At 70.6% G+C, this 21,468-nt stretch carries 19 protein-coding genes and 1 pseudogene; 10 read left to right on the top strand and 10 right to left on the bottom strand.

Annotated features, from left to right (window positions below; genetic code table 11):
* Nucleotides 1-91: 91 nt before the first annotated feature.
* The 3 genes from AB0P03_RS33790 to AB0P03_RS33780 all read right to left on the bottom strand — a co-directional run bounded on the left by AB0P03_RS33790 (nt 92) and on the right by AB0P03_RS33780 (nt 3,892).
* On the bottom strand, nt 92-1,111 hold the full coding sequence (locus AB0P03_RS33790; RefSeq protein WP_363587078.1) for an acetamidase/formamidase family protein: 1,020 nt from the start codon (nt 1,109-1,111) through the stop codon (nt 92-94).
* The gene (locus tag AB0P03_RS33785; protein ID WP_363632393.1) at nt 1,108-2,625 is read right to left on the bottom strand and encodes an APC family permease; all 1,518 of its coding nucleotides are present in this window, start codon (nt 2,623-2,625) and stop codon (nt 1,108-1,110) included. Before AB0P03_RS33785 ends, AB0P03_RS33790 begins: the two co-directional genes overlap by 4 nt.
* 196 nt (nt 2,626-2,821) lie before the next feature.
* Nucleotides 2,822-3,892, bottom strand: a complete 1,071-nt coding sequence (locus AB0P03_RS33780) for an NlpC/P60 family protein (RefSeq protein ID WP_363632392.1) — start codon at nt 3,890-3,892, stop codon at nt 2,822-2,824.
* 302 nt (nt 3,893-4,194) lie between these two features.
* On the opposite strand from AB0P03_RS33780, the gene AB0P03_RS33775 reads away from it, so the two are divergent.
* Genes AB0P03_RS33775 through meaB form a run of 3 tightly spaced genes read left to right on the top strand, consistent with a single transcriptional unit; the run spans nt 4,195 to nt 9,278 of the window.
* The gene (locus AB0P03_RS33775; protein WP_363632391.1) at nt 4,195-6,063 is read left to right on the top strand and encodes a methylmalonyl-CoA mutase family protein; all 1,869 of its coding nucleotides are present in this window, start codon (nt 4,195-4,197) and stop codon (nt 6,061-6,063) included.
* Complete coding sequence (gene scpA / locus AB0P03_RS33770; protein WP_363587074.1) at nt 6,060-8,264, top strand: methylmalonyl-CoA mutase; 2,205 nt, start codon at nt 6,060-6,062, stop codon at nt 8,262-8,264. The genes AB0P03_RS33775 and scpA overlap by 4 nt, the downstream gene beginning before the upstream one ends.
* Before the next feature lie 12 nt (nt 8,265-8,276).
* A complete protein-coding gene (gene meaB, locus AB0P03_RS33765; protein WP_363587073.1) occupies nt 8,277-9,278 on the top strand; it encodes a methylmalonyl Co-A mutase-associated GTPase MeaB in 1,002 nt (333 codons plus the stop codon).
* A gap of 297 nt (nt 9,279-9,575) precedes the next feature.
* On the opposite strand, the gene AB0P03_RS33760 is transcribed toward meaB, so the two are convergent.
* The 3 genes from AB0P03_RS33760 to AB0P03_RS33750 all read right to left on the bottom strand — a co-directional run bounded on the left by AB0P03_RS33760 (nt 9,576) and on the right by AB0P03_RS33750 (nt 11,780).
* The gene (locus AB0P03_RS33760; protein ID WP_363587072.1) at nt 9,576-10,049 is read right to left on the bottom strand and encodes a DIP1984 family protein; all 474 of its coding nucleotides are present in this window, start codon (nt 10,047-10,049) and stop codon (nt 9,576-9,578) included.
* A 114-nt stretch (nt 10,050-10,163) separates the two neighbouring features.
* Nucleotides 10,164-10,982: a hypothetical protein gene (locus AB0P03_RS33755; RefSeq protein WP_363587071.1), complete on the bottom strand. Its 819-nt coding sequence runs from the start codon at nt 10,980-10,982 to the stop codon at nt 10,164-10,166.
* 318 nt (nt 10,983-11,300) lie between these two features.
* Nucleotides 11,301-11,780, bottom strand: a complete 480-nt coding sequence (locus tag AB0P03_RS33750) for an ATP-binding protein (RefSeq protein ID WP_363587070.1) — start codon at nt 11,778-11,780, stop codon at nt 11,301-11,303.
* A gap of 168 nt (nt 11,781-11,948) precedes the next feature.
* On the opposite strand from AB0P03_RS33750, the gene AB0P03_RS33745 reads away from it, so the two are divergent.
* From AB0P03_RS33745 to AB0P03_RS33735, 3 genes and pseudogenes are all read left to right on the top strand, one after another.
* Complete coding sequence (locus tag AB0P03_RS33745) at nt 11,949-13,289, top strand: hypothetical protein (RefSeq protein ID WP_363632389.1); 1,341 nt, start codon at nt 11,949-11,951, stop codon at nt 13,287-13,289.
* A 3-nt stretch (nt 13,290-13,292) separates the two neighbouring features.
* Nucleotides 13,293-13,517: pseudogene (locus AB0P03_RS33740) on the top strand (antibiotic biosynthesis monooxygenase); the annotation flags it as partial.
* A gap of 105 nt (nt 13,518-13,622) precedes the next feature.
* Nucleotides 13,623-14,096 carry a hypothetical protein gene (locus tag AB0P03_RS33735; protein WP_363587080.1) on the top strand — a complete coding sequence of 158 codons (474 nt, stop codon included), beginning with the start codon at nt 13,623-13,625 and terminating at the stop codon, nt 14,094-14,096.
* 21 nt (nt 14,097-14,117) lie between these two features.
* Here AB0P03_RS33735 and cyaB read toward each other — a convergent pair whose 3' ends face one another.
* From cyaB to AB0P03_RS33720, 3 genes are all read right to left on the bottom strand, one after another.
* Nucleotides 14,118-14,687, bottom strand: coding sequence for a class IV adenylate cyclase (gene cyaB, locus AB0P03_RS33730; RefSeq protein WP_363632388.1), 570 nt, complete (start codon nt 14,685-14,687; stop codon nt 14,118-14,120).
* A gap of 113 nt (nt 14,688-14,800) precedes the next feature.
* On the bottom strand, nt 14,801-15,382 hold the full coding sequence (locus AB0P03_RS33725; RefSeq protein WP_363632386.1) for an HD domain-containing protein: 582 nt from the start codon (nt 15,380-15,382) through the stop codon (nt 14,801-14,803).
* Between the two features lie 13 nt (nt 15,383-15,395).
* Nucleotides 15,396-16,508 (bottom strand): helix-turn-helix domain-containing protein, encoded by a 1,113-nt coding sequence (locus tag AB0P03_RS33720; protein ID WP_363587066.1) that lies wholly within the window; start codon nt 16,506-16,508, stop codon nt 15,396-15,398.
* A 268-nt stretch (nt 16,509-16,776) separates the two neighbouring features.
* Here AB0P03_RS33720 and AB0P03_RS33715 point away from each other — a divergent pair, with 268 nt between their 5' ends.
* The 3 genes from AB0P03_RS33715 to AB0P03_RS33705 all read left to right on the top strand — a co-directional run bounded on the left by AB0P03_RS33715 (nt 16,777) and on the right by AB0P03_RS33705 (nt 19,524).
* The gene (locus AB0P03_RS33715; RefSeq protein WP_363587065.1) at nt 16,777-16,953 is read left to right on the top strand and encodes a hypothetical protein; all 177 of its coding nucleotides are present in this window, start codon (nt 16,777-16,779) and stop codon (nt 16,951-16,953) included.
* Complete coding sequence (locus AB0P03_RS33710; RefSeq protein WP_363632384.1) at nt 16,950-18,137, top strand: methyltransferase domain-containing protein; 1,188 nt, start codon at nt 16,950-16,952, stop codon at nt 18,135-18,137. The genes AB0P03_RS33715 and AB0P03_RS33710 overlap by 4 nt, the downstream gene beginning before the upstream one ends.
* A 226-nt stretch (nt 18,138-18,363) precedes the next feature.
* The gene (locus tag AB0P03_RS33705) at nt 18,364-19,524 is read left to right on the top strand and encodes an XRE family transcriptional regulator (protein WP_363632383.1); all 1,161 of its coding nucleotides are present in this window, start codon (nt 18,364-18,366) and stop codon (nt 19,522-19,524) included.
* Nucleotides 19,525-19,579: 55 nt separating this feature from the next.
* Here the strand turns inward: AB0P03_RS33705 and AB0P03_RS33700 are convergent, their stop codons facing one another.
* Nucleotides 19,580-20,182, bottom strand: coding sequence for a superoxide dismutase (locus AB0P03_RS33700; RefSeq protein ID WP_363587062.1), 603 nt, complete (start codon nt 20,180-20,182; stop codon nt 19,580-19,582).
* Nucleotides 20,183-20,357: 175 nt separating this feature from the next.
* Here AB0P03_RS33700 and tsaD point away from each other — a divergent pair, with 175 nt between their 5' ends.
* The gene (gene tsaD, locus AB0P03_RS33695) at nt 20,358-21,410 is read left to right on the top strand and encodes a tRNA (adenosine(37)-N6)-threonylcarbamoyltransferase complex transferase subunit TsaD (RefSeq protein WP_363587079.1); all 1,053 of its coding nucleotides are present in this window, start codon (nt 20,358-20,360) and stop codon (nt 21,408-21,410) included.
* Nucleotides 21,411-21,468: the final 58 nt, after the last annotated feature.

Below are 21,468 nucleotides of genomic sequence, written 5' to 3'. Positions count from 1 at the left end.
CTCAAGTCCCTCGCCGACTACCTCGCCAAGATCAACCCAGTCGTCCAGGCATCACGGTAATTACTACCCTCATGATTTGTGGCGCATCACACTAGCGGTGCCGCAGGTACGCCTCGGCGGTTTCGCGCAGGCGGTCGTGCAGGCCGTCGTAGGCGCGGACCCGCCCGAGCAGGCTCTTCGGCAGCTTGGCGACCATCGTGTAGTTGGTGTCGCAGACGTTGGCGGCCGGCGCCAGCCCGGCCTGGCTGACCAGTTGGTAGGCGTCGAGCTGGTCCAGGCCGAGCAGGTGCCCGGTCCAGCCGACCAGGTCGTGCTGGCTGATCCGGAACGCGTCCTCCAGGGGGCGGGCGGAGCCGGTGCTGATCAGGAAGCGGTCGTCCTCCAGCCGCGGCCAGGCCGGTCCGCCGCCCTTGACCAGGTCGACGATCACGGTGGTGCGCATGGCCGCCTCCACCGCCGTCCCGCACACCTCCCCCTCCCCCTGACGGGCGTGGCCGTCGCCGATGGCGAGCAGCCCGCCCGGGACGTTGACCCCGAAGTAGGCGGTGGTGCCGGCCCGCATCTCGGGGGTGTCCAGGTTGCCGCCGTGCGCGCCCGGCGTGATCGAGGCCAGCACCTCGCCGGCCGCCGGGGCGACCCCGACGGTGCCGTGCATCGGGTCGAGCGGGAGGTCCACCGTGAAGTCGCTGTTCCGGGCCCGGAATCGGCAGACGCCCGCCTTGAGGTCCAGGTCGTAGACCCAGACCCGCTCCTCCAGCGGCGGGTGCAGCATCGCCGTGCTGTGGGTCGCGGTCAGCGCGCCGAAGTGCGGGAAGGTGCTGGAGACGCCGTACTCCCGGGCCGGGGTGATCTCCACGAAGTGCACCGCGAGGACGTCGCCGGGCTCCGCGCCCGCCACCGCGATCGGCCCGGTGACCGGGTTGAGGTAGGGGAAGACGCAGACCTGGCTGGGCAGGTCGCCGGTGCCGCGCACCTTGCCGCCGAAGCAGTCCTCGGTGGTCAGTTCGACGATGGTGCCGGGCCGCACGGTGACGAGCGGTGCGCGTCCGCCGAAGGTGTAGGCGTAGTCGGCCGGGGCGGGGGCCAGCTGGACGGTCTCGGGCAGGCTCACGGGTTCTCCTCGCGGGTGGTGGGCGCATCGACGGTGGATTCGGGCCCGGTGGCGGGATCGGGCTCGGTGCAGGATCCGGCCTCGGTGCAGGATCCGGGCTCGGTGCAGGATCCGGGCTCGACGGCCGATTCGGCCTCGATGACGGCCAGTCGGGGCTTGCGGCCGGTGGCCACCAGCCCGGCCAGCACGACCGCGCCGACGGCCAGCCAGACGAAACCGAGCCGCTGGGCCGCTATGTTGGCGTTCACGACCACGTAGGCGAGGATCGCGAAGCCGAGGACCGGCGCGATCAGGTGGCGCCAGTAGTCCTTGCTGCGTCGGCGGATCAGGTAGTGGACGACGACGGCGACGTGCAGGACCAGGAAGGTGGTCAGCGCGCCGAAGTTGACCAGGGTGCTCAGCAGGGTGATGCCGTCGTCGCGCGAGGCCATGTAGAGGCCGAGCAGCAGCGAGATCGCGGCGGTCAGCAGGGTGGCGTTGACCGGCACCCGGCGCTCGGGGTGGATCCGGGCCAGGAAGGCGGGCAGCTGGCGGTCCCGGGCCATCGCGTACAGCAGCCGCGAGGTGGCGGCCTGGGCGACCAGGGAGTTGGCGAAGCCCCAGGCGACGGCAGTGGAGGCGGCGGTCAGCGTGGCGAGCCAGCTGCCGGCGGCGGTGCGGGCCGCGTCGTAGAAGGCGGTGCCATTCGGATCGCCGTCCCGGATCAGGGCGTCCGGGTCCGGCACCAGCAGCGAGGCCACCCACGTCTGCACGATGAACAGCGTGCCCGCGAGCAGCAGCGCGGCGACCATCGACCGGCCGACGGCCTTGGTGGAGTCCCGGTTCTCCTCCGAGAGGGTGGAGATCCCGTCGAAGCCGAGGAAGCTGAGCACCGCGATCGAGACCGCGCCGAAGACCAGGCTCCACGAGAAGGTGTGTGCGTTGTAGAGCGGGGTGAAGTCGAAGCCCCGGCCCTTGCCGGAGGCGAGCGCGATCACGCCGACCACCACGAACAGCGCCAGCACGACGAGTTCGCCGATCAGCATCGCCTTGTTGACCCTGGAGGTGGTCTCGATGCCCAGGTAGTTGACCACGGTGTTGAGCAGCACGAAGCCGACCAGCCAGAGCCACACCGGGACGGACGGGACCAGCGAGTTCATGGCGACACCGGCGACCAGGTACAGCAGCCCCGGCACCAGCACGTAGTCGAGCAGGATCATCCAGCCGGACAGGAAGCCGACCGGCGCCGCGATGCCCCGCCCGGCGTAGGTGTACACCGAGCCGGCCATCGGGAAGGCCCGCGACATCTGGGCGTAGGACAGGGCGGTGAACATCATCGCGACCATGCCCAGGACGTAGGCCAGCGCGACCATGCCGCCGGAGCCCTGGAAGACGCCGCCGAAGATGCCGAACGGTGCGATCGGCACCATGAAGACCAGCCCGTAGACGAGCAGGTCGGTGAAGGTCAGGGACCGGCGGAGTTCCTGTTGGTAGCCGTAGCTCTCGATGTTCCGGGGCGCGGGCGTGTCAGCCATGGTGCTCCCTCTCCGTGACGACCCTGGGGGTGTGGGGAGACTGTAGGGGCAAAAACTTCCAGATGGTCCTGTTTCCACGTTCCGCCGCACGAGGAGGACCGACCGGGCGGACCCGGAGAACGCGAAGGCCCGCCCCCGCCGAGGCGGGAGCGGGCTGCCGAACTGCCGAACTGCCGAACTGCCGAACTGCCGAAGCCTACGGCCGGACGGCGCCCACGTACGGCATGGCGCTGATCGGGAGGACCTCGACGTTCTTGCCGGTGCGCGGGGCGTGGATCATCTTGCCGTCGCCGATGTAGATGCCCACGTGGTGGATGTCGGGGTAGAAGAAGACCAGGTCGCCGGGCTGGAGGTCGGCGCGCTGGACGCGGGCGCCGCTGTTCCACTGGTCCTGGGACATCCGGGGCAGCTTGACGTTGGCCGAGCGGTAGGCGCCGCCGGTGAGGCCGGAGCAGTCGAAGCTGCTGGGGCCGGTCGCGCCCCAGCCGTAGGGCTTGCCGAGCTGGGCGTAGGCGAACTGGAGGATGGCGGCGGCTCGACCGCTGGCGGGCGGCGCCGGGGTGTTCATGTTCTGGCGCTCCGAGGAGCGGGAGGCCCGGTCGGCGGCGGACGCCGCCTGGGCCTCGGCCTTGGCCTTCTCGGCGTTCTGCTGGGCGTTGATCTTGGCGCGGTCCTCGGCGCTCAGCTTGTTGAGCATGCCCTGTGCCTGGGCGAGCTTGGCCTGGATCTGCTTCTTCTTCTCCCCCAGCTCGGTGCCGACGGAGTCGAGCTGGGCCAGGGTGGCCGTGGCCTCGGCGCGGTCCTGGTCGAGCTTGCGCTGCTCGTTCTGGGCCTGCTTGAGCAGGGATATCTGGGAGTCGGCGAGGTGGTTCTGCACCGAGGCGCGCTCCAGGTAGGCGGCCGGGTCGGAGTCGAGCATCAGCTGGAAGGACGGGTCGATGCCGTTGGTGCGGTACTGGTCGGCGGCCACCGCGCCGAGCTGGGAGCGCAGCTCGTTCATCGCCTCCTGCCCGCGGGCGACCTTCTCCTGGATCTTGCTGGCGTCGCCCTGGAGCTTCTGCTGCTTCTCCTGGAAGCCGTTGAACTGCTCGACGGCCTGCTCCGCCTCCTCGTTGAGCTTGTCCACCTGTTCCTTGACGGAGGCCAGGTTGGGAGCGGGCTCGGCGTGGGCGGTGCCGGAGGCGAGGACGGCGCCGCCGGCCATGGCCGTGGTGAGGACCGCCATGCGGGCCCGGCTCGGGGGGCTGGGCTTGCGACGCTTTCCCATGGCGGGGGGCTCTCCTTCGGGGGACGGCAGGGGACGGCGAAGGCGGGCGAGGACCTACGGGGGTTCGGTCCCCACCCACCTTCTTCGAAGTAACTTAATAGATGAGTGGAGGGGTTCCGCAATCCCCCTGTTCCGGGCCGTCCCTGGCGATCGATCGTGGCCCCCGGCACCGGCGTTGACCTCGGGTGCCGCCGTCCGCGGCACTCCTCGCCGCCCGGAGTGCTGAGAACGTGCCAAATCGAGGGAAAGGTCACACGGACCGCCCCTCCTGCGGGCCTGCGAACGAGCGCTAACCTGCGGTCATGAACGTCCTGCCCGAAGGGCTCCCCCTCGCCGCCGAATTCCCGGCCGCACACCGCGAGCAGTGGCAGCAGCTCGTCGAGGGCGTGCTGCGCAAGTCCGGCGCGCACCCCGCGGACGGCGCCGCCGCCGAGCGGGCGCTCACCACCGAACTCCCGGACGGGCTGCGCGCCCGCCCGCTGTACACCGCCGAGGACGCCCCGGCCGAAGCCGGCTACCCCGGCTTCCCCCCGTTCGTCCGCGGCGGCCGGCCGCAGGGCGCCGCCGTCGCCGGCTGGGACGTCCGCCAGCGGCACACCGACCCGGACCGGCGGCGCACCAACGAGGCGGTCCTGGCCGATCTGGAGAACGGCGTCGGCTCGCTCTGGCTGGAGCTCGGCGGCGCGGGCCTGCCCGTCACGGCCCTGCCCGAGACGCTGGCCGGCGTGTACCTCGACCTGGCCGCCGTGGCACTCGACGCCGGGCCCGAATTCACCGCCGCCGCCGAGCAGTTGTTCGCCCTGTACGAGGAGCGCGAGGTCTCCCCCGGTGCCGCCGCCGGCAACCTCGGCGCCGACCCGCTGGGCCTCCAGGCCCGTACCGGCGAGACCGGACGCACCACCGCGCTGCTCGCCGAGGCCACCGCGCTGGCCGCCCGCTGCGCCGCCGAGTACCCCGGCGTCCGGGCACTGACCGTGGACGCCCTGCCCTACCACGAGGCCGGCGCCTCGCCCGCCCAGGAGCTGGGCTGCTCGCTCGCCACCGGCGTCGCCTACCTGCGGGCGCTCACCGCCGCCGGGCTGTCGGTGGACGCCGCGCTCGGCCAGCTGGAATTCCGCTACGCGGCCGACGCCGACCAGTTCCTCACCATCGCCAAGTTCCGTGCCGCGCGCCGCCTCTGGTCCCGCGTCGCCGAGGTGTCGGGGGCTTCCGCGGCGGCCTCGGCGCAGCGCCAGCACGCCGTCACCTCCCGGGTGATGATGACCGCCCGCGACCCGTGGGTGAACATGCTGCGCACCACCGTCGCCTGCCTCGCCGCCGGCGTGGGCGGCGCCGACGCCGTCACCGTGCTGCCCTTCGACAGCGCCCTCGGCCTGCCGGACGCCTTCGCCCGCCGGATCGCCCGCAACACCCAGTCGATCCTGCTGGAGGAGTCCCACCTGGCCCGGGTGATCGACCCGGCCGGCGGCTCCTGGTACGTCGAGCAGCTGAGCGAGGAGCTGGCGGCGGCCGCCTGGGCCTGGTTCCAGGAGATCGAGCGGGCCGGCGGCCAGCAGGCGGCGCTCACCGACGGGACGGTCCGCGAGCGGATCGCCGCGACCTGGGCGGAGCGTTCCGTCAAGCTCGCCAAGCGGCGTGAACCCGTCACCGGCGTCAGCGAGTTCCCGCACCTGGACGAACAGCCGCTGGTCCGCGAGCCGGCCCCGGCCGCACCGGGCGGCGGGCTGCCGCAGGTGCGCCGCGCCGAGGCGTACGAGGCGCTGCGCGACCGCTCGGACGCGCAGCTCGCGGCCACCGGCGAGCGGCCGAAGCTGTTCCTGGCCTCGATCGGCACCGCCTCCGCGCACACCGCGCGCACCACCTTCGCCGCCAACCTGTTCCAGGCCGGCGGCATCGCGACGACCTCGCTGGAGTCCGTCGACCCGGCCGCCTTCGCCGAGGCCTTCACCGCCTCCGGCGCCACCGCCGCCTGCCTGTGCTCCGGCGACGCGCAGTACGGCGAGCACGCCGAGGCCGTCGCCGGCGCGCTGAGGGCGGCCGGAGCCCAACGGGTGCTGCTGGCCGGTCGGCTCGGCGAAACCCCGGCAGGAGTAGACGAGTTCATCCACGCGGGCGGGGACGCCATCGCCGTCCTCACCTCCCTGCTCGACCAGATCGGAGTGGCACGATGATCCCCGACTTCACCGGAATCGGGCTGAACGGGGATCCCTCCGGGGACGTCACCGACGGCCAGTGGCGGGCCGCCTGGCGGCAGTCCACCGGCAAGGACGTCGACGAGCTGGTCTGGGACACCCCCGAGGGCATCGGCGTCAAGCCGCTGTACACCACGGCGGACCTGGCCGGCCTGGACTTCCTGGAGACCTACCCGGGCATCGCCCCGTACCTGCGCGGGCCGTACCCGACCATGTACGTCAACCAGCCGTGGACCGTCCGCCAGTACGCGGGCTTCTCCACCGCCGAGGAGTCCAACGCCTTCTACCGCCGCAACCTGGCGGCCGGTCAGAAGGGCCTCTCGGTCGCCTTCGACCTGCCGACCCACCGCGGCTACGACAGCGACCACCCGCGCGTCACCGGCGACGTCGGCATGGCGGGCGTGGCGATCGACTCGATCTACGACATGCGCCAACTCTTCGACGGCATCCCGCTGGACAAGATGTCGGTGTCGATGACCATGAACGGCGCCGTCCTGCCCGTCCTGGCCCTGTACATCGTGGCCGCCGAGGAGCAGGGGGTGGCACCCGAGAAGCTGGCGGGGACCATCCAGAACGACATCCTCAAGGAGTTCATGGTCCGCAACACCTACATCTACCCGCCGCAGCCGTCGATGCGGATCATCTCGGACATCTTCGCGTACACCTCGCAGAAGATGCCCCGGTACAACTCCATCTCCATCTCCGGCTACCACATCCAGGAGGCCGGGGCCACCGCCGACCTGGAGCTGGCCTACACCCTGGCCGACGGGGTGGAGTACCTGCGCGCGGGCCTGGACGTGGGCCTGGACGTGGACGCCTTCGCGCCGCGGCTGTCGTTCTTCTGGGCGATCGGCATGAACTTCTTCATGGAGGTCGCCAAGCTGCGCGCGGCCCGGCTGCTGTGGGCGAAGCTGGTCAAGCAGTTCGACCCGAAGAACGCCAAGTCGCTGTCGCTGCGCACCCATTCGCAGACCTCCGGCTGGTCGCTCACCGCCCAGGACGTGTTCAACAACGTGACCCGCACCTGCGTGGAGGCGATGGCCGCCACCCAGGGCCACACCCAGTCGCTGCACACCAACGCGCTCGACGAGGCGCTGGCCCTGCCCACCGACTTCTCCGCCCGGATCGCCCGCAACACCCAGCTGCTGCTCCAGCAGGAGTCCGGCACCTGCCGGGTCATCGACCCGTGGGGCGGCTCCGCCTACGTCGAGAAGCTCACCCACGACCTGGCGCGCCGTGCCTGGCAGCACATCCAGGAGGTCGAGGCGGCCGGCGGCATGGCCAAGGCCATCGACGCGGGCATCCCGAAGATGCGCGTCGAGGAGGCCGCCGCCCGCACCCAGGCCCGGATCGACTCCGGCCGCCAGCCGGTCATCGGCGTCAACAAGTACCGGGTGGACAGCGACGAGCAGATCGACGTGCTCAAGGTCGACAACTCCTCGGTGCGCGCCCGCCAGATCGAGAAGCTGCGCCGGCTGCGCGAGGAGCGCGACGAGGCGGTCTGCCAGGACGCGCTGAACGCGCTCACCCGGGCCGCCGAGGCCGGCCCGCAGCGCGGCGGCTCGCTCGACGGCAACCTGCTGCACCTGGCCGTCGACGCGGCCCGGGCGAAGGCCACCGTCGGCGAGATCTCGGACGCCCTGGAGAAGGTGTACGGCCGGCACAGCGGCCAGATCCGTACCATCTCCGGTGTGTACCGAGACGAAGCGGGCCCCTCGGCCTCCCTCCAGCGCACCCGCGACCTGGTCGAGCGGTTCGAGCGGGCCGACGGCCGGCGCCCGCGGATCCTGGTCGCCAAGATGGGCCAGGACGGCCACGACCGCGGCCAGAAGGTGATCGCCACCGCCTTCGCCGACCTCGGCTTCACCGTGGACGTCGGCCCGCTCTTCCAGACCCCCGACGAGGTCGCCCGCCAGGCCGTCGAGGCGGACGTGCACATCGTCGGCGTCTCCTCGCTCGCCGCCGGGCACCTCACCCTGGTCCCCGCGCTGCGCACCGCGCTCGCCGAGGCCGGCCGGGAGGACATCACCATCGTGGTCGGCGGGGTGATCCCCCCGCAGGACTTCGACGCGCTGTACGAGGCGGGAGCGGCGGCGGTCTTCCCGCCGGGCACCGTCATCCCGGACGCCGCCTACGACCTGCTCACCTCGCTGGCGGCCGACCTCGGCCACGAGCTGTGAGATTTTGATCGTATGCCTCCGCGGACGATCGACCTCGACAGCTATGTGACGGGTGTCCTCGACGGCTCGCGCGCCTGGATCGCGCGCGCCGTCACCCTCGTCGAGTCCACCCGGCCCGACCACCGCGCGCTCGCGCAGCAGTTGCTCCAACGGCTGCTGCCGCACGCGGGCGGCGCGGTCCGGGTGGGCATCACCGGCGTGCCCGGTGTCGGCAAGTCGACCTTCATCGACTCCTTCGGCACCATGCTCACGGGGCTCGGCCACCGGGTCGCGGTGCTCGCCGTCGACCCCACCTCCAGCCGCACCGGCGGCTCCATCCTCGGCGACAAGACCCGGATGGAACGCCTCGCCGTCGACCCGCACGCCTTCGTCCGCCCCTCGCCCACCTCCGGGACGCTGGGCGGCGTCGCCAAGGCCACCCGGGAGTCCATGGTGGTGATGGAGGCCGCCGGCTACGACGTGGTCCTGATCGAGACGGTGGGAGTCGGCCAGTCCGAGACCGCCGTCGCCGGGATGGTCGACACCTTCCTGCTGCTCAGCCTGGCCCGCACCGGCGACCAGTTGCAGGGCATCAAGAAGGGCGTCCTGGAGCTGGCCGACGTCATCGCCGTCAACAAGGCGGACGGGCCGCACGAGACGGATGCTCGCGCCGCGGCCCGCGAACTCGCGGGCGCCCTAAGGCTGTTGCAGGCTCCCGACGCGGCGTGGACGCCCCCGGTGCTGACCTGTAGCGGGCGGGACGGCGCCGGACTCGACGTGCTGTGGGAGCGGCTGCAGCAACACCGCAAGGTCCTGGACGCCACCGGCGCGCTGGCCGCGAAGCGGCGGGACCAGCAGGTCGAATGGACCTGGACGATGGTCCACGACCAGCTCTACGCGCGGCTGCACGAACACCCCGAAGTGCGGCGGCTCTCGGTCGAGTTGGAGGCCCGGGTCCGCGCCGGCACCATGCCGGCGGGGCTCGCCGCGCAGCAGATCCTGGACAGCTTCTTCGGCTTGTTCGGCACGCCCTGACGGGAGGCGCTTCTCGGGTGGCTCCGGGGAGGAACAGGTGCGAGGGCCGTGCTGGTGTGCACGGCCCTCGCACCGGGTGTGGGGCGCCCCGTTCCCGCCCTCGCCGCCCGGATCTGCACGTGGTGGTGAGCTGTGCGGTGTGCTCTGTCACCTGTACGCGATGCTGAGCTGCATTGTTCGGTGAGGAATCGAACCCCTGCGTTGCTCTTCACGCGCCAGGGGCCGGATGAACCGCCGGCCCGCGGTGTGTGCACGCCTCCGTGGCGACTACCTGCTTCCCACACCCAGCTTGTGGGGTCAGTCCTCGATCAGGTCGATCTCCCAGTTGGTGCGCTGGATCAGGGTGTCCACCTCGCGGATCTCCTTCGCCAGGGCGTCCGCCTGGGCATGGAGCTCGGCGACCGGCAGGGCGGAGAGGATCCTGAGTTCGGACCGCAACTGCCGTACGGCTCCCCGCTGGTCGCGCCCGGAGGCGGCGTCGGCGGCCGCGGTGATCACCGAGTGGCGCAGCCGCAGGACGTCCCGGCGGGCGAGGGCGTCGGTCAGCGTGCCGCCGCCCTCGATGAGCGAGGTGGAGTTGGTCCGGTTGATCTGACGGATCAGCCGCTCCAGCTCGTCCAGCGCCTCCCCGGCCTGGGCCAGGACCTCCGCCGCGCTCTCGGCCGGTTCCTCGCCCTCCTGGTAGCGCGCACTGCCGACGACGCGCGCCCGCAACTGCTCCACCTGCCGCACCGCAGCCGCGCGCTGCGCGAGCGCTTCAGCCAGTTTCACCGCGTCATCACCTCTACGTCCTGCTGATCGTCCGGCAAGTATGCACATCGGTGCCTGACGGCTCGGCAAGAGGGGTGGAGCCGGCCGGACCGACCCGGCGGGCGCCGGGCGGGTTCACGCCCCTCGACAGCGTTCGGCCGCTGCCCGTACGTCCGCCAGCGCCCTCGCGCGGTCGACCGGCGGCGGCGAGAAGCGTCCGGGCGCCGCCAGTACGTGCTCCTCCCAGCGGTCCTGCCAGAACTCCACCGTCCAACCGGGCCATCGCCGCGGCATCTCGTACGCCTCCGCCGCCGCCCCGAGCACCCACCAGCCCACCCACCGGCGCAGCGGATCGACGTGGATGCCGGCATCGGCCGACGCCCGGCAGACCCCGTGCTCGGGGCCGCCCGCCAGTCGGTCGAGCAGCGCAGCCCCCTCCCGGACCGGATGGTCGTTGACGTTCGCCAACACGTAGCAGTGCTCCGTCCCGACCGTCACCACCGCAACCATCGGCTCGGGGTCAGCCAGTTCCTCGTCGCCCGGTTCGAGCAGCGGCCCCACCGCAATCCCGCACCCACGGGCACGGACGTGTTCGGGGTCCAGCCCCAGGTACGTCCGCAGCTCGGCCGGGCCGTCGTACATCCACCGGACGTCCCACCCCGCCCACGCCTCCTGCAACAGTTCCAGCGTGGCTGCCCGGTGGCGCATCTCGGCGCTCGGCCCTTCCCAGGCGAACAGCATCAACACCTTCCGGCCGAGGTCGATCAGTGCCGCACCCTGGCAGTGCACATCGTCCAGCCACCAGTCGACCGCTCTCAGGTGCCGGACCATCGAGAGAGCCTCCGCCGGCCCGGCCAGGAGGTCGAGGTCGATTCCTACCGCCCCGAACCGCGACAGGTACAGCTCGAACTCACCGCTCTCGCGGACAACGACGAAGTTCGCACGATCACCCATCCGCCCAGAATGACCACCCCCGGCACGGGCCGCCACCACATTTGTGTGGACTGACCACCACCGAACCGAACCCTCCGAGCCATCCGGGCACAACTGCCAGCACAGGGCCAGACGTCGGTGTCTCGGCAGCAGCCGAGACACCAACGCACAAGCCACGTTCCTGCTGTCAGTCGACAACCCTTCACAGTCATGAGGTCATTGATCATGCGGCGCCCGCAAATGGATATGCGAGGAACGCGTCGGATTGCATCATGCGACGTGGCTGGGTGGACTGTTGAACGCGAAAGGGTCGCCTCGACAGACTCCCGAAGGTCGCCACTACGCCACCTCTCGCAGAGTGTGAAGGTCCAGCGCCGTGCCCCACCCATGCGTGGGGCACGGTGCTTCGGCGGCTTCCAGGTACTCGAACCACACCACCTTGCCCACCCCCGCCGGATGCCAGCCCCAGGCGTGCGCCAGCGCCTCCACGAGCAGGAGGCCACGCCCGCTGGTCGAGCCGACGTCGCGCTCGCGCTTCGGGAGTTCCGGGCACCGATCGGCGACCTCCACCCGCACCCGCCCGGCACACCACCGGACGGTAACAGCACAGCGCTCCTTGGTGTGCACGAGCGCATTGGCGATCACCTCGCTGGCGCACAGCTCCACCTCCTGAAGCCCGTCCGCCGACAGCGGCACACCCCACTCCCGCACGATCGCCCCCACCAACCGCCGCGCCGCCGGCACCGCGTCGGCCCCAGGCGGCTCACCCCATTCCAGCGGAACCGGGAATCGAGCGGTGTTGAGCGGGCTGACGATCACTGGAAATCCATTCGGTCACATATCGACAATTCGGCAGCCATGTCGGATCGTTCGGCCCCACACCCACCGTCCAAATGGCTGACATCAAGTCAACGCGGGTACATAGGAAGGGAGAACAGACGAAGCTGGTCCAGGCGTTGAACCGGTTGAACAGAGGACGGGATCGCGATGACCCACCGACCGCGCACACCCAACACCGCGCTCGCGACACTCATGCAGCAGGCGGGGTGGGGCAACGGCCAGCTCGCCCGAGCCGTGAATCGCGTCGGAGGCGAGGCGGGGCACCAGCTGACCTATGACAAGTCGGCGATCTCGCACTGGCTCTCGGGCACTCAACCCCGGGCAGACGTACAGGAAGTTGTCCGCGAGACGCTCTCACGTCGGCTCGGACGACCGGTGACACCCGAGGAGACGGGCTTCGGGCGCGGTGCCGAGCAGGCGGGCAGCCAGGGGGTCCTGTCCGATCTGATGTCGATCGGCAAAGCCGACATGGACCCCTCGCGCCGTGGTGTACTCGCCTCCGGGCTCTACTCGCTCGCTCTGACGCTGCCGGTCTTCGACGAGACCGCTGACCGGATGAGCCATGCCGCGGCGGGCCGTACCGTACGGGTCGGCCAGGGCGAGGTCGAGACCGTTCAGAGAATGACGGACCGGATCGCCGATATCCTCGACGAGCTCGGCGCCGCCCACGCCCGCCCGATGGCGGCGGCCTTCCTGGTCAACTCGGTCGGTCCCTGGCTCCAGGCATCCGGCACCACGGAAGTGAAGGCCGGCCTGCTGTCGGCCGCCGCCGATCTCACCTACCTCACCGGGTGGATGGCGATGTACGAGACTGCCCACGGTCTCGGCCAGAAGTACTACGTCCAGGCCCTCAAGCTCGCACGCGAAGCCCAGGACCACGTGACCTACTGCCGCACCCTACGGGGTATGGCGCTCCAGGCGTCCAATCTCGGATACGGCCCGAAGGCGCTGGAACTCGCCGACTCGGCCGCCGAAGCGGCTCCGGCCTCCGGCCCGCGACTGCGGGCTTTCCTCGCCGGCCAACAGGCGCACGGCGCCGCCATGGTGAAGGACCAGCGGCAGGCATTCGCGCGCCTTGCCGAGACCGAAACCGCGCTGACCCAGGCCGAGGGCCGCAACGACTCCGTCGGCGGCTACGACCAGGCCGCCTACCACTTTCACGTCTCGCACGTGCTGTACGAACTCGGCGACCTCCCGGGGGCGATCAAGGAACTTCAACTCTCCAACCGGGCTCGCCCCGCCAACGAGAAACAGGGCCGCGTACACGGCAACGGCCTGCTGGCCCGCCGCCAGATGGAACTCGGGCACGTCGAGGCCGCCTGCGCCACCTGGAACGCGTTCCTGGACGACTACGTCACGATCAGCTCCGTCCGTGGCGACGAGCACTTCCAGGTTCTGGGCAAGGGCCTCCCGGCACGAGCCACCAACCGTGCGGTCCGCCAGCTCCACCAGCGCACCCGCGAGGTCGCCGGCCAGAAGGCCGCGTGACCCGTGGGATTCGGTCTGGTCGTACGTTTCATCGCCCACGACGCCGCAGCAGCTCACGCCTTCGACCAGCTGGCAGCTGCGGCCCTCGAAGAGATCCGCGCCAAGGAACCCGGCACACTCCTCTACGTCACTCACACCGTGCCGGGCGAGCCACACGTCCGGGTCTTCTATGAGTTGTACGCGGACCGTGCGGCCTTCGAGAAGCACGAACGGCAACCTCACGTCCGCCGGTTCCTGGCCGAACGCGCGCAGCACCTCGAATCGTTCGAGGTGACGTTCCTGGATGAGACATCCGGCAAGGGCGCGTACACCGTGAAGGCCGACCGGAGCGGTCTGCGAATCGGAGTCACCGGGCACCGGGGGCTGGCGGCCGGGGTGGAGGAGCAGGTTCGACGGCTGCTCGAAGACGCTCTCGCGGGAGAGGACCCGCCTCGGCTCACGATCGTGTCCTGCATCGCGGACGGGCCGGACGCGTGGATCGCGGAGATCGCGCTCGAACGGGGGGCGCGGCTAGAGGTCGTCATTCCCGCGGATCAGTACCGGGACGGGCTACCAGATTGGCATCACCCCGTCTACGACCGGCTGTTGAGCAGTGCCAACGCCGTTCACCGAACAGGCCGGGTGGAGTCCGACGAAGCCGCGCACATGGCGGGGAGCGAGGTCCTGGTAGCCCAGGTCGACAAGCTCCTCGCCGTCTGGGACGGCCTGCCGGCCCGCGGCTACGGCGGGACGGCGGACGTGGTCGCCTACGCCCGCCAGCGCGGCGTGCCGGTTGAGGTGCTGTGGCCTCAGGGAGCGCGCCGGTGAATGCGGAATGAGGCCTGCCAGTCAGGCAGGTCGCGCCGCCGCGACCGTGTCGGTGTACAGATCGGTGGTCAAGTCGACTTTCCTGATGCCGAGTTCGGCCAGCACCGCACGGACGAGGGCGAGGGCCGGCGCGAGGTCAGCCTCCGTGGCGGCCGTCGCCTCGACCTCGATGAACGTGGCGTCGTCCAACTCGGGAACGCGAACGAGCGTGGCGAGCAGGCGCCTCCCGTCGCGCTGGAAGCCGTAGTTGCGGCACCGCTTCTCGAACGCGATGCGAGGGGTGAAGCCCAGGCCCCGCATGATCTCGTGCGCGGCATCGGCGTCCTCGACCTTCGTCTCGGACTCCGGCTTCGCCCCGGACGCCTCGTCTACCCGGGCCCCCTTGTACGTGAGCACCGTGCGCGTGTCGTCCGGGCTGTGCACGGTACGGATCCGCAACTCGCGATCGGTGCCCATCAGGCTGCCGTCCGGCGCGTCGTAGTACGTGTCGCGGTAGACCTCGGCGCGGCCGGCACCGTGCCGGGCCTCCAGTTGCTCGCGCACGCCTTCCGGGTCGCGCACGACCGCCTTGAGCTCCGCTTCGATCGCCATCCTCGCCCCTCCGTCAGATCACGCGCTCGGCGCCGTCCACCATCACATCGAACTTCCGCTTTGAGACCGACACCTGCGAGGTGCCGCCTTCAAGGCGTGATCCACGACCCGCGTCAGCTCGACTTCTCGCCGAGGGCAGCACGGAGCCAGCCGAGGGAGTCGGTTGCCAGGACGGCGTCGGCGAGTGCGTTGGCGGTCTTCGTGGTGAGACGGCCACGGCTGTTGTCGATCCAGCGCTGGGCGTTCGCGTAGCCCTGCGCCTTGTACTCGACGCCCTGGATCAGGCACTCCAGCTTGTCGGCGTCCCTCGCGCAGACCGCCTCCGGAGAGTCCTTCGCTTCGTACTCCGCGACGAGATCCCGGATGGTGGAGGCGAGGATCTCCGGCATGCCGCCGACCTGGTCGGCCGTCACCGCCGCCGGATCGGCGCCGGGCGCGTACTTCTTGCCCAGATGGTTGACGTCCCCGGTGCGCGTCTCCTGGGAGTCGTGCCAGACCGCGAGGAAGGCGGTCTGCGCCGGGTCCGCGCCTTCCAGCTTGGCGATGATCGAAGCGATCAACGCGGTTCGCCAGGAGTGTTCGGCGACCGATTCGGGATCGCGGACGCCGGCCATCCACCAGCCCGTGCGCTTGGTCTGCTTGAGCGTCCCGGCTTCGAACAGGAACCTGGCCACCGGCGTCAGGTCGTCTGTCACTGTCTGGCTCCTCTCACGCCTCGACAAGGCGGATCGCGTAGCGGATGCTGTCGAGCTCGCGTCGCCCTCGCCGCGACAGCTCCCGACCATCCAACAGCACCGGGAGCCGTTCGCGCAGGGCGCGGGCCGCAGTTCCGGAGCGCAGCAGATCCGGCCGGATCTGGAGCAGTGACCACACACTGTGGATGTTCAACTCGGCGTACCCGCAGTGCGGGCCGAGCCCCTGAACGAGGTGCGCGAGGAGCTTGTCGCCGGGCCACGGGCCCGGCGACCGGGCAGCGATGAAGTCGTCGGAGAGTTCGAGGTACGGGGCCTCGCCGATCCAGTACGCCCAGTAGTTGAGGTTCGCCAGCGCGCCCGCCTCATCGGCGAGGGCCGTTTCGATGAAGTGGCTGATCCGATCGCGGTCACCGTGGCGGGCGGAGACCATGGCAACGGAACGGGAGTTGAGCCAGCGGCTCAGCCAGTCGCTCGGCTGCTCGGAGCGCTGCTGGTGCGCGAGCCACTCCCGCGTGTCGCCCTGCTCATCGTATCCGGCCAGGTACAGCGCTTGGCGGCGGGCGAGGAACTGGTCCGTTCCACGCGCTTCCTCGGCCGCGCGCCGCAGGTGGGCGTAGAACCGGGGGCGGTCGGGGGCGGGAAGTTCCGGTCCGGTCGGCGCTGGGCCCTTTCGTGGACGCGGCGGGGTCGGGAGGTCGCGAACGGCCTTCGGCGCTGCACCGCTGAGCGGCCACATGAGAATCTCCACGAGGTCGCGCCGTATCACCATCGCCCCGAGGGGGCTCCCGGCAGCCGACGACTTCTCCTCAACGATGCCGGCGAGCAGGATGTCCGCCTCGAAGGATCGCTCCAGTGTTTGGAGGAGTGCGGGCGCTGTGCCCATCTGCATCAGCCGATGGCGGTAGGTGAGCATCTGCCCGACAGGTAAGGCCGTGAGTGGGCGCCGACCACTCTCCCACCCGGCGATCGTGTCGCTTGACACGGCCAGCCGCTCGGCGAACTCGTCCTGGGTGGCACCGTGCTGTTCTCGGATCACCCGAAAGACGTACCCGGAGATGATGCCCACGCGCGGGCGCCGAGGCCTTCCCTGACCGACAGTCAGGGAAGGCTGTTGGCTTGACTGCATGAGAGCCCCCCACCTCGGGAGTCCGTGCCGACGTACGTGTACTCGTGGTCACTTCAGGTTCTGACTCCGGGACCCTACCGTCGTAGGCGTCCCCGACCGAGAGCGGTCGGAGACCCGTCGGTGGGTCTCGCTCCCTGCGACGGCGGCCCCGCTCTCATCAAGGAGCGTACCGGCCCGGGGGCACGCCAGTCGGTAACTGTCACGTCCGTACACCTGGGCAAGCGCTCCACGCGACAACCATCGTGAAGAAAACAGGCAGGAGGCACCCATGGGATGGGGAACCGGCAAGGACGGAAGCTCCGGTGGCGGCAGCGGGGGCAACGACGGCGGGCAGGGCAAGCACGCGAACAAGGACCGGAAGGACTTCGGGAAGGACAAGTCGACCCCGGACACCTCGTCCGGGTCGTCTGCCGGCAAGCACCGCAAGGACGGCGACGGGAAGTGAAGAGCCAGCAGAACGACCTGGAGCAGGCCGCCACGAACGGCCTGCTCCGGGCCGTATCCCGCTCTCTCGGCCACGATGTGTCCGATGAGTGGCGAAGGGCCGCACAGGCGACCCCGCGCCATCGTTTCCTCCCGGACCGGATCTGGCTTGCCGACGGTGACGGCTACCAGCTCTGCGACCGTGACCGTGAGCCCGACCGCTGGTTCGCCGCCGCCAGTTCGGACATTCCCGTAGTGACACAGGTCAACGACGGAGACGAGCCGACGGATGTACGCGATGCGTGGCCTTCGTCCTCGGCCTCCGAGCCGTCGGTCGTCTTTCAGATGCTCGAACTCCTGGACATCGCACCGGGGATGCGGGTTCTTGAGATCGGCGCGGGCACCGGGTACAACGCAGCCATGCTCTCCCACCGCCTCGGTGGGGCGAACGTGACGACGATCGAGATCGACGCCGCCGTGGCCCACCGCGCCCGGACCAACCTCGACGCCACCGGCTACGCACCCACCGTCGTCTGCGGCGACGGAAGTCTCGGCTGGAACGTCGCATCGCCGTTCGACCGGATCATGGCCACCTGCTCCGTGAAGCGCGTTCCGGGCGAATGGATCAGCCAGACCAGGCCCGGCGGGCAAATCCTCACCCCTTGGTACGACGAGTGGAGCTGCGGCGGGCTCCTCCGCCTGACCGTCACCGGCGACGGTACCGCCATCGGGCGGTACACCGCCGACAGTGCCTTCATGTTGATGCGCACCCAGCGCCGCGACCTCCGCCTCTTCCGGGACGTCGTCATGGACGAGCACGTACCGGACGAGTCCACGACCACGCTCGACCCCTGGGCCGTCGCCGACTCGGAGTTCGAGACCCAGTTCGCCCTCGGGCACCGCCTCGGCGACCTCTGGTACGCCTGGCACCACGACCCCGATCTCGATGACGTCGAGACCCGCCTCTGGGTGGCCACGACCGACGGCGGCTCCTGGGCCGCCGTCGACTGGGACGGCACCGAGAACACCGAGCGGTACACGGTGTGGCAGCACGGCCCGCGCCGCCTATGGGACGAAGTCGAGACCGCCCACCGCTGGTGGCTGGACAATGGCCGCCCCGGGCCGAGCCGCCTCGGCCTCACCATCGGCCCCGGAGGCCATCAGGCCTGGCTGGACGACCCGACGAATACGTGGCCCCTGCCGTAGCGGAGTGGATTGCCCGTCTCATTCGGCACGGCCCCGGACCGCCGGTCCGGGGCTGCCTGCCTGGAACCGATCGGATGTTCCAGGTGGTCAACAAGCCGACAACTGGGCATGTAGAGAGTGGAATTGGCGTTACCGTGGATCGGCTGTCGAGCTGAGCCGGAGGGACGTGGTGGATCGCCGGGGCGTCGAGGAACTCGACGAACGAGCCTCGGCGTTAGGGTGAACCGTGGCAGACGACCGACCGGGCCCGTCCGACAGCCGGGAGCACTGGCGATGGGTGCGGAGCTTCCTGAACGACCACCGCTTCGAGTTGACCAATCGGCTCCTTGCCGAGAGCGATCCCGAACGGCTGGTCCCGGGGACTCCGCTGCTGGCTCGGCGGCACTGGATTCCGGAGCAGCCGGTGCCGCTGGAACGCGTCCGACTGCGCTGGCAGCCGGACGCGCCGGAGGCCGACCTGGACGGCGGTGAGCCGGAGCTCGACCGCATCCGCCCGCGCCGGAGGGGCGGAACGGCCTACCGCCGCTACGCCGACGCGGTGCGGGAGCTTGCCAGGCCCAGGCTGTTCGAGGATCGAAGCTGCTACCGCCTGCTGGATGTCGGGACGTCTGCGGGCGGTCCGACGCTGGCCTTCGGCCGCGGCCGGTACTTCGACGTGATCGACATCTGTGAGGCCGTTGCGCACGAGTACGCGGCGGCGGTCCTGGCGGGCGGGGCCGCCACGCCCTTCCGCGCTGCCATCGGCGATCCGACCGACCTCGCGCGCCGACCGGTCATGGCGGCCATCAGTACGCTGACCATCCGGCACGATCGCAGGACCGGCGAAGCGGAGTTCGTGCTGCACTGGCGTGATCCCGAGAAGGTCGCCAGCGGCGGGGGTCTCTTCCAGGTGATGCCGGTCGGGATGTTCCAGGCTTCGCACGACGCGCCGTGGAACGAGGGGAACGACTTCGACCTCTGGCGGGCGATCCTGCGGGAGCTGAGCGAGGAACTGCTCGGTGACGCCGAGGACTACGGGAGCGACAGGGCGCCGATCGACTACGCCGCCTGGCCGCTCAACAGGTCGCTCACCGCAGCACATGAGGCCGGCCGCCTGCGGGTGTTCTGGCTGGGCCTCGGGATGGATCCGCTGACCTTCGTCACCGACATGCTCACCGTGGCCGTGTTCGACGCCGAGCTGTTCGACGAGACGTTCCGGCGCATCGTCTCGACCAACGACGAGGGCCACCGCGTCGGGCTGGACGACGCGACGGGGCGCTCGACCGGCATCCCGTTCACAGCCGAGCAGGTGGATCGCCTCACCGGTGCGGAGCCGATGCAGCCCGCCGGCGCGGCGCTCCTGCGGCTCGCCTGGCGGCACCGGAAGGCGCTGTTGCAGCTCTCCTGACCCGAGGAAGGCCCCGGACCGCCCGACCGGTCCGGGGCCGTTCACCTAGTGCGGGTCAGGCGGTCTTGGCGGCCGCGAAGCGGGACGAGACGTCCTGCCAGTTGACGACGTCCCAGAGCTTCTCGACGTAGTCGGGGCGGACGTTGCGGTACTGCAGGTAGTAGGCGTGCTCCCAGGCGTCGAAGGCGAGCAGCGGGGTGGTGCCCTGGCCGACGTTGCCGTGGTGGTCGTAGACCTGCTCGACGATCAGGCGCTTGGCCAGCGGCTCCCAGGAGAGGATGCCCCAGCCGGAGCCCTGCACGCCGGTGGTGGCGGTGGTGAGCTGCTTGCGGAAGGCCTCGAAGCTGCCGAAGTGCTCGGTGATGGCGTCGGCCAGCTCGCCCTCGGGGCGGTCGCCGCCCTCCGGGGAGAGGTTCTGCCAGAACAGCGAGTGCAGCACGTGGCCGGACAGGTGGAAGGCGAAGGTCTTCTGCAGGCCGACCAGGCCGCCGAACTGCTCCTTGTCGCGCGCCTCGGCCAGCTGGTCCAGGGTGTCGTTCGCACCCTTGACGTAGGCGGCGTGGTGCTTGGAGTGGTGCAGTTCGAGGATCTCGGGGGACATCGCCCGCTCAAGCGCGGAGTAGTCGTACGGCAGGTCGGGAAGCGAGTAGGTGCCCATGCTGGGACACAGCCCCTTTCGATGAACAGTGATGATCGTGCCGGGACAACACTATTGCGTATGAGTTGCAGGAACGAAGCATGGGCTCCTGCTTATTCCTCACGTCTCGTCGGGCACAATGGTCGCGAGTGCATGTAATGAGTGATGAGGGTGAGTGACTGTGACAGGGTCACCGGTGGTGCTGGGGATCGAGTCCTCCTGCGACGAGACCGGCGCGGGTCTGGTCCGGGACGGCGTACTGCTCGGGCAGGCGGTGGCGTCGTCGATGGACGAGCACGCCCGCTTCGGCGGGGTGGTGCCGGAGATCGCCGCCCGGGCGCACGTCCACGCGATGGCGCCGGTGGTCGGCGAGGCGCTGGCGCGGGCCGGGCTGACGCTCGATGACGTCGGCGCCGTCGCGGTGACGACCGGTCCGGGGCTGGCCGGGGCGCTCCAGGTCGGGGTGGCCGCGGCCAAGGGCTACGCGTTCTCGCTCGGCGTCCCGCTGTACGGGGTGCACCACCTGGCCGGACACGTCGCCGCCGCGACGCTGGACGGCGGGCCGCTGCCGAACCCCTGCGTGGTGCTGATCGTCTCGGGCGGGCACACCTCGCTGCTGCTGGTGCGCGACCTCGCCCGCGATCCGATCGTCCACCTCGGCGACACCCTGGACGACGCGGCCGGCGAGTGCTTCGACAAGGTCGCCCGGATCCTCGGCCTCCCCTACCCCGGCGGGCCGGCGATCGACCGGGCCGCCCGGGACGGCGACCCGACGGCCGTCCGCCTGCCGCGGCCGCTGACCGGACCGCGGGACGACCCGTACGCGTTCTCGTTCTCCGGACTCAAGACGGCCGCCGCCCGCTGGGTGGAGGCGCAGCGCTCGGGCGGTTCCGACCCGTACGTCCCGGACGCGGCGGCCGGGTTGCAGGAGGCGATCGCCGACGTGCTGACCCGCAAGGCGGTGCGGGCCTGCACCGATCACGGGATCGGCACCCTGGTGGTGGTCGGCGGGGTCGCGGCCAACTCCCGGGTTCGGTCGCTGGCCGAGGAGCGCTGTGCGGCGGCCGGGATCACGCTGCGGGTGCCGCCGCTGAGGCTCTGCACGGACAACGGGGCGATGGTGGCGGCGATCGGCGACCTGCTGGTCCGCTCCGGCGCCGAGCCGGCTCCGGCGGAGCTGTCGGTGGATCCGTCGGCGCCGCTGGAGTTCGCGGCGTTGACGCCGTTGGCGCGGACTGCCGCCGCCTGAGGGTTTCACCGCTTTTGCTCCGGATCGCACCCCCGTCGCCGGCCTGACGGCGTGTTGA

This window comes from Kitasatospora sp. NPDC088779, assembly GCF_040685395.1.
GTDB lineage: Bacteria > Actinomycetota > Actinomycetes > Streptomycetales > Streptomycetaceae > Kitasatospora.
The sequence above is the reverse complement of the archived record's forward strand: the minus strand, read 5'-3'. Positions and strand labels throughout refer to the sequence as shown.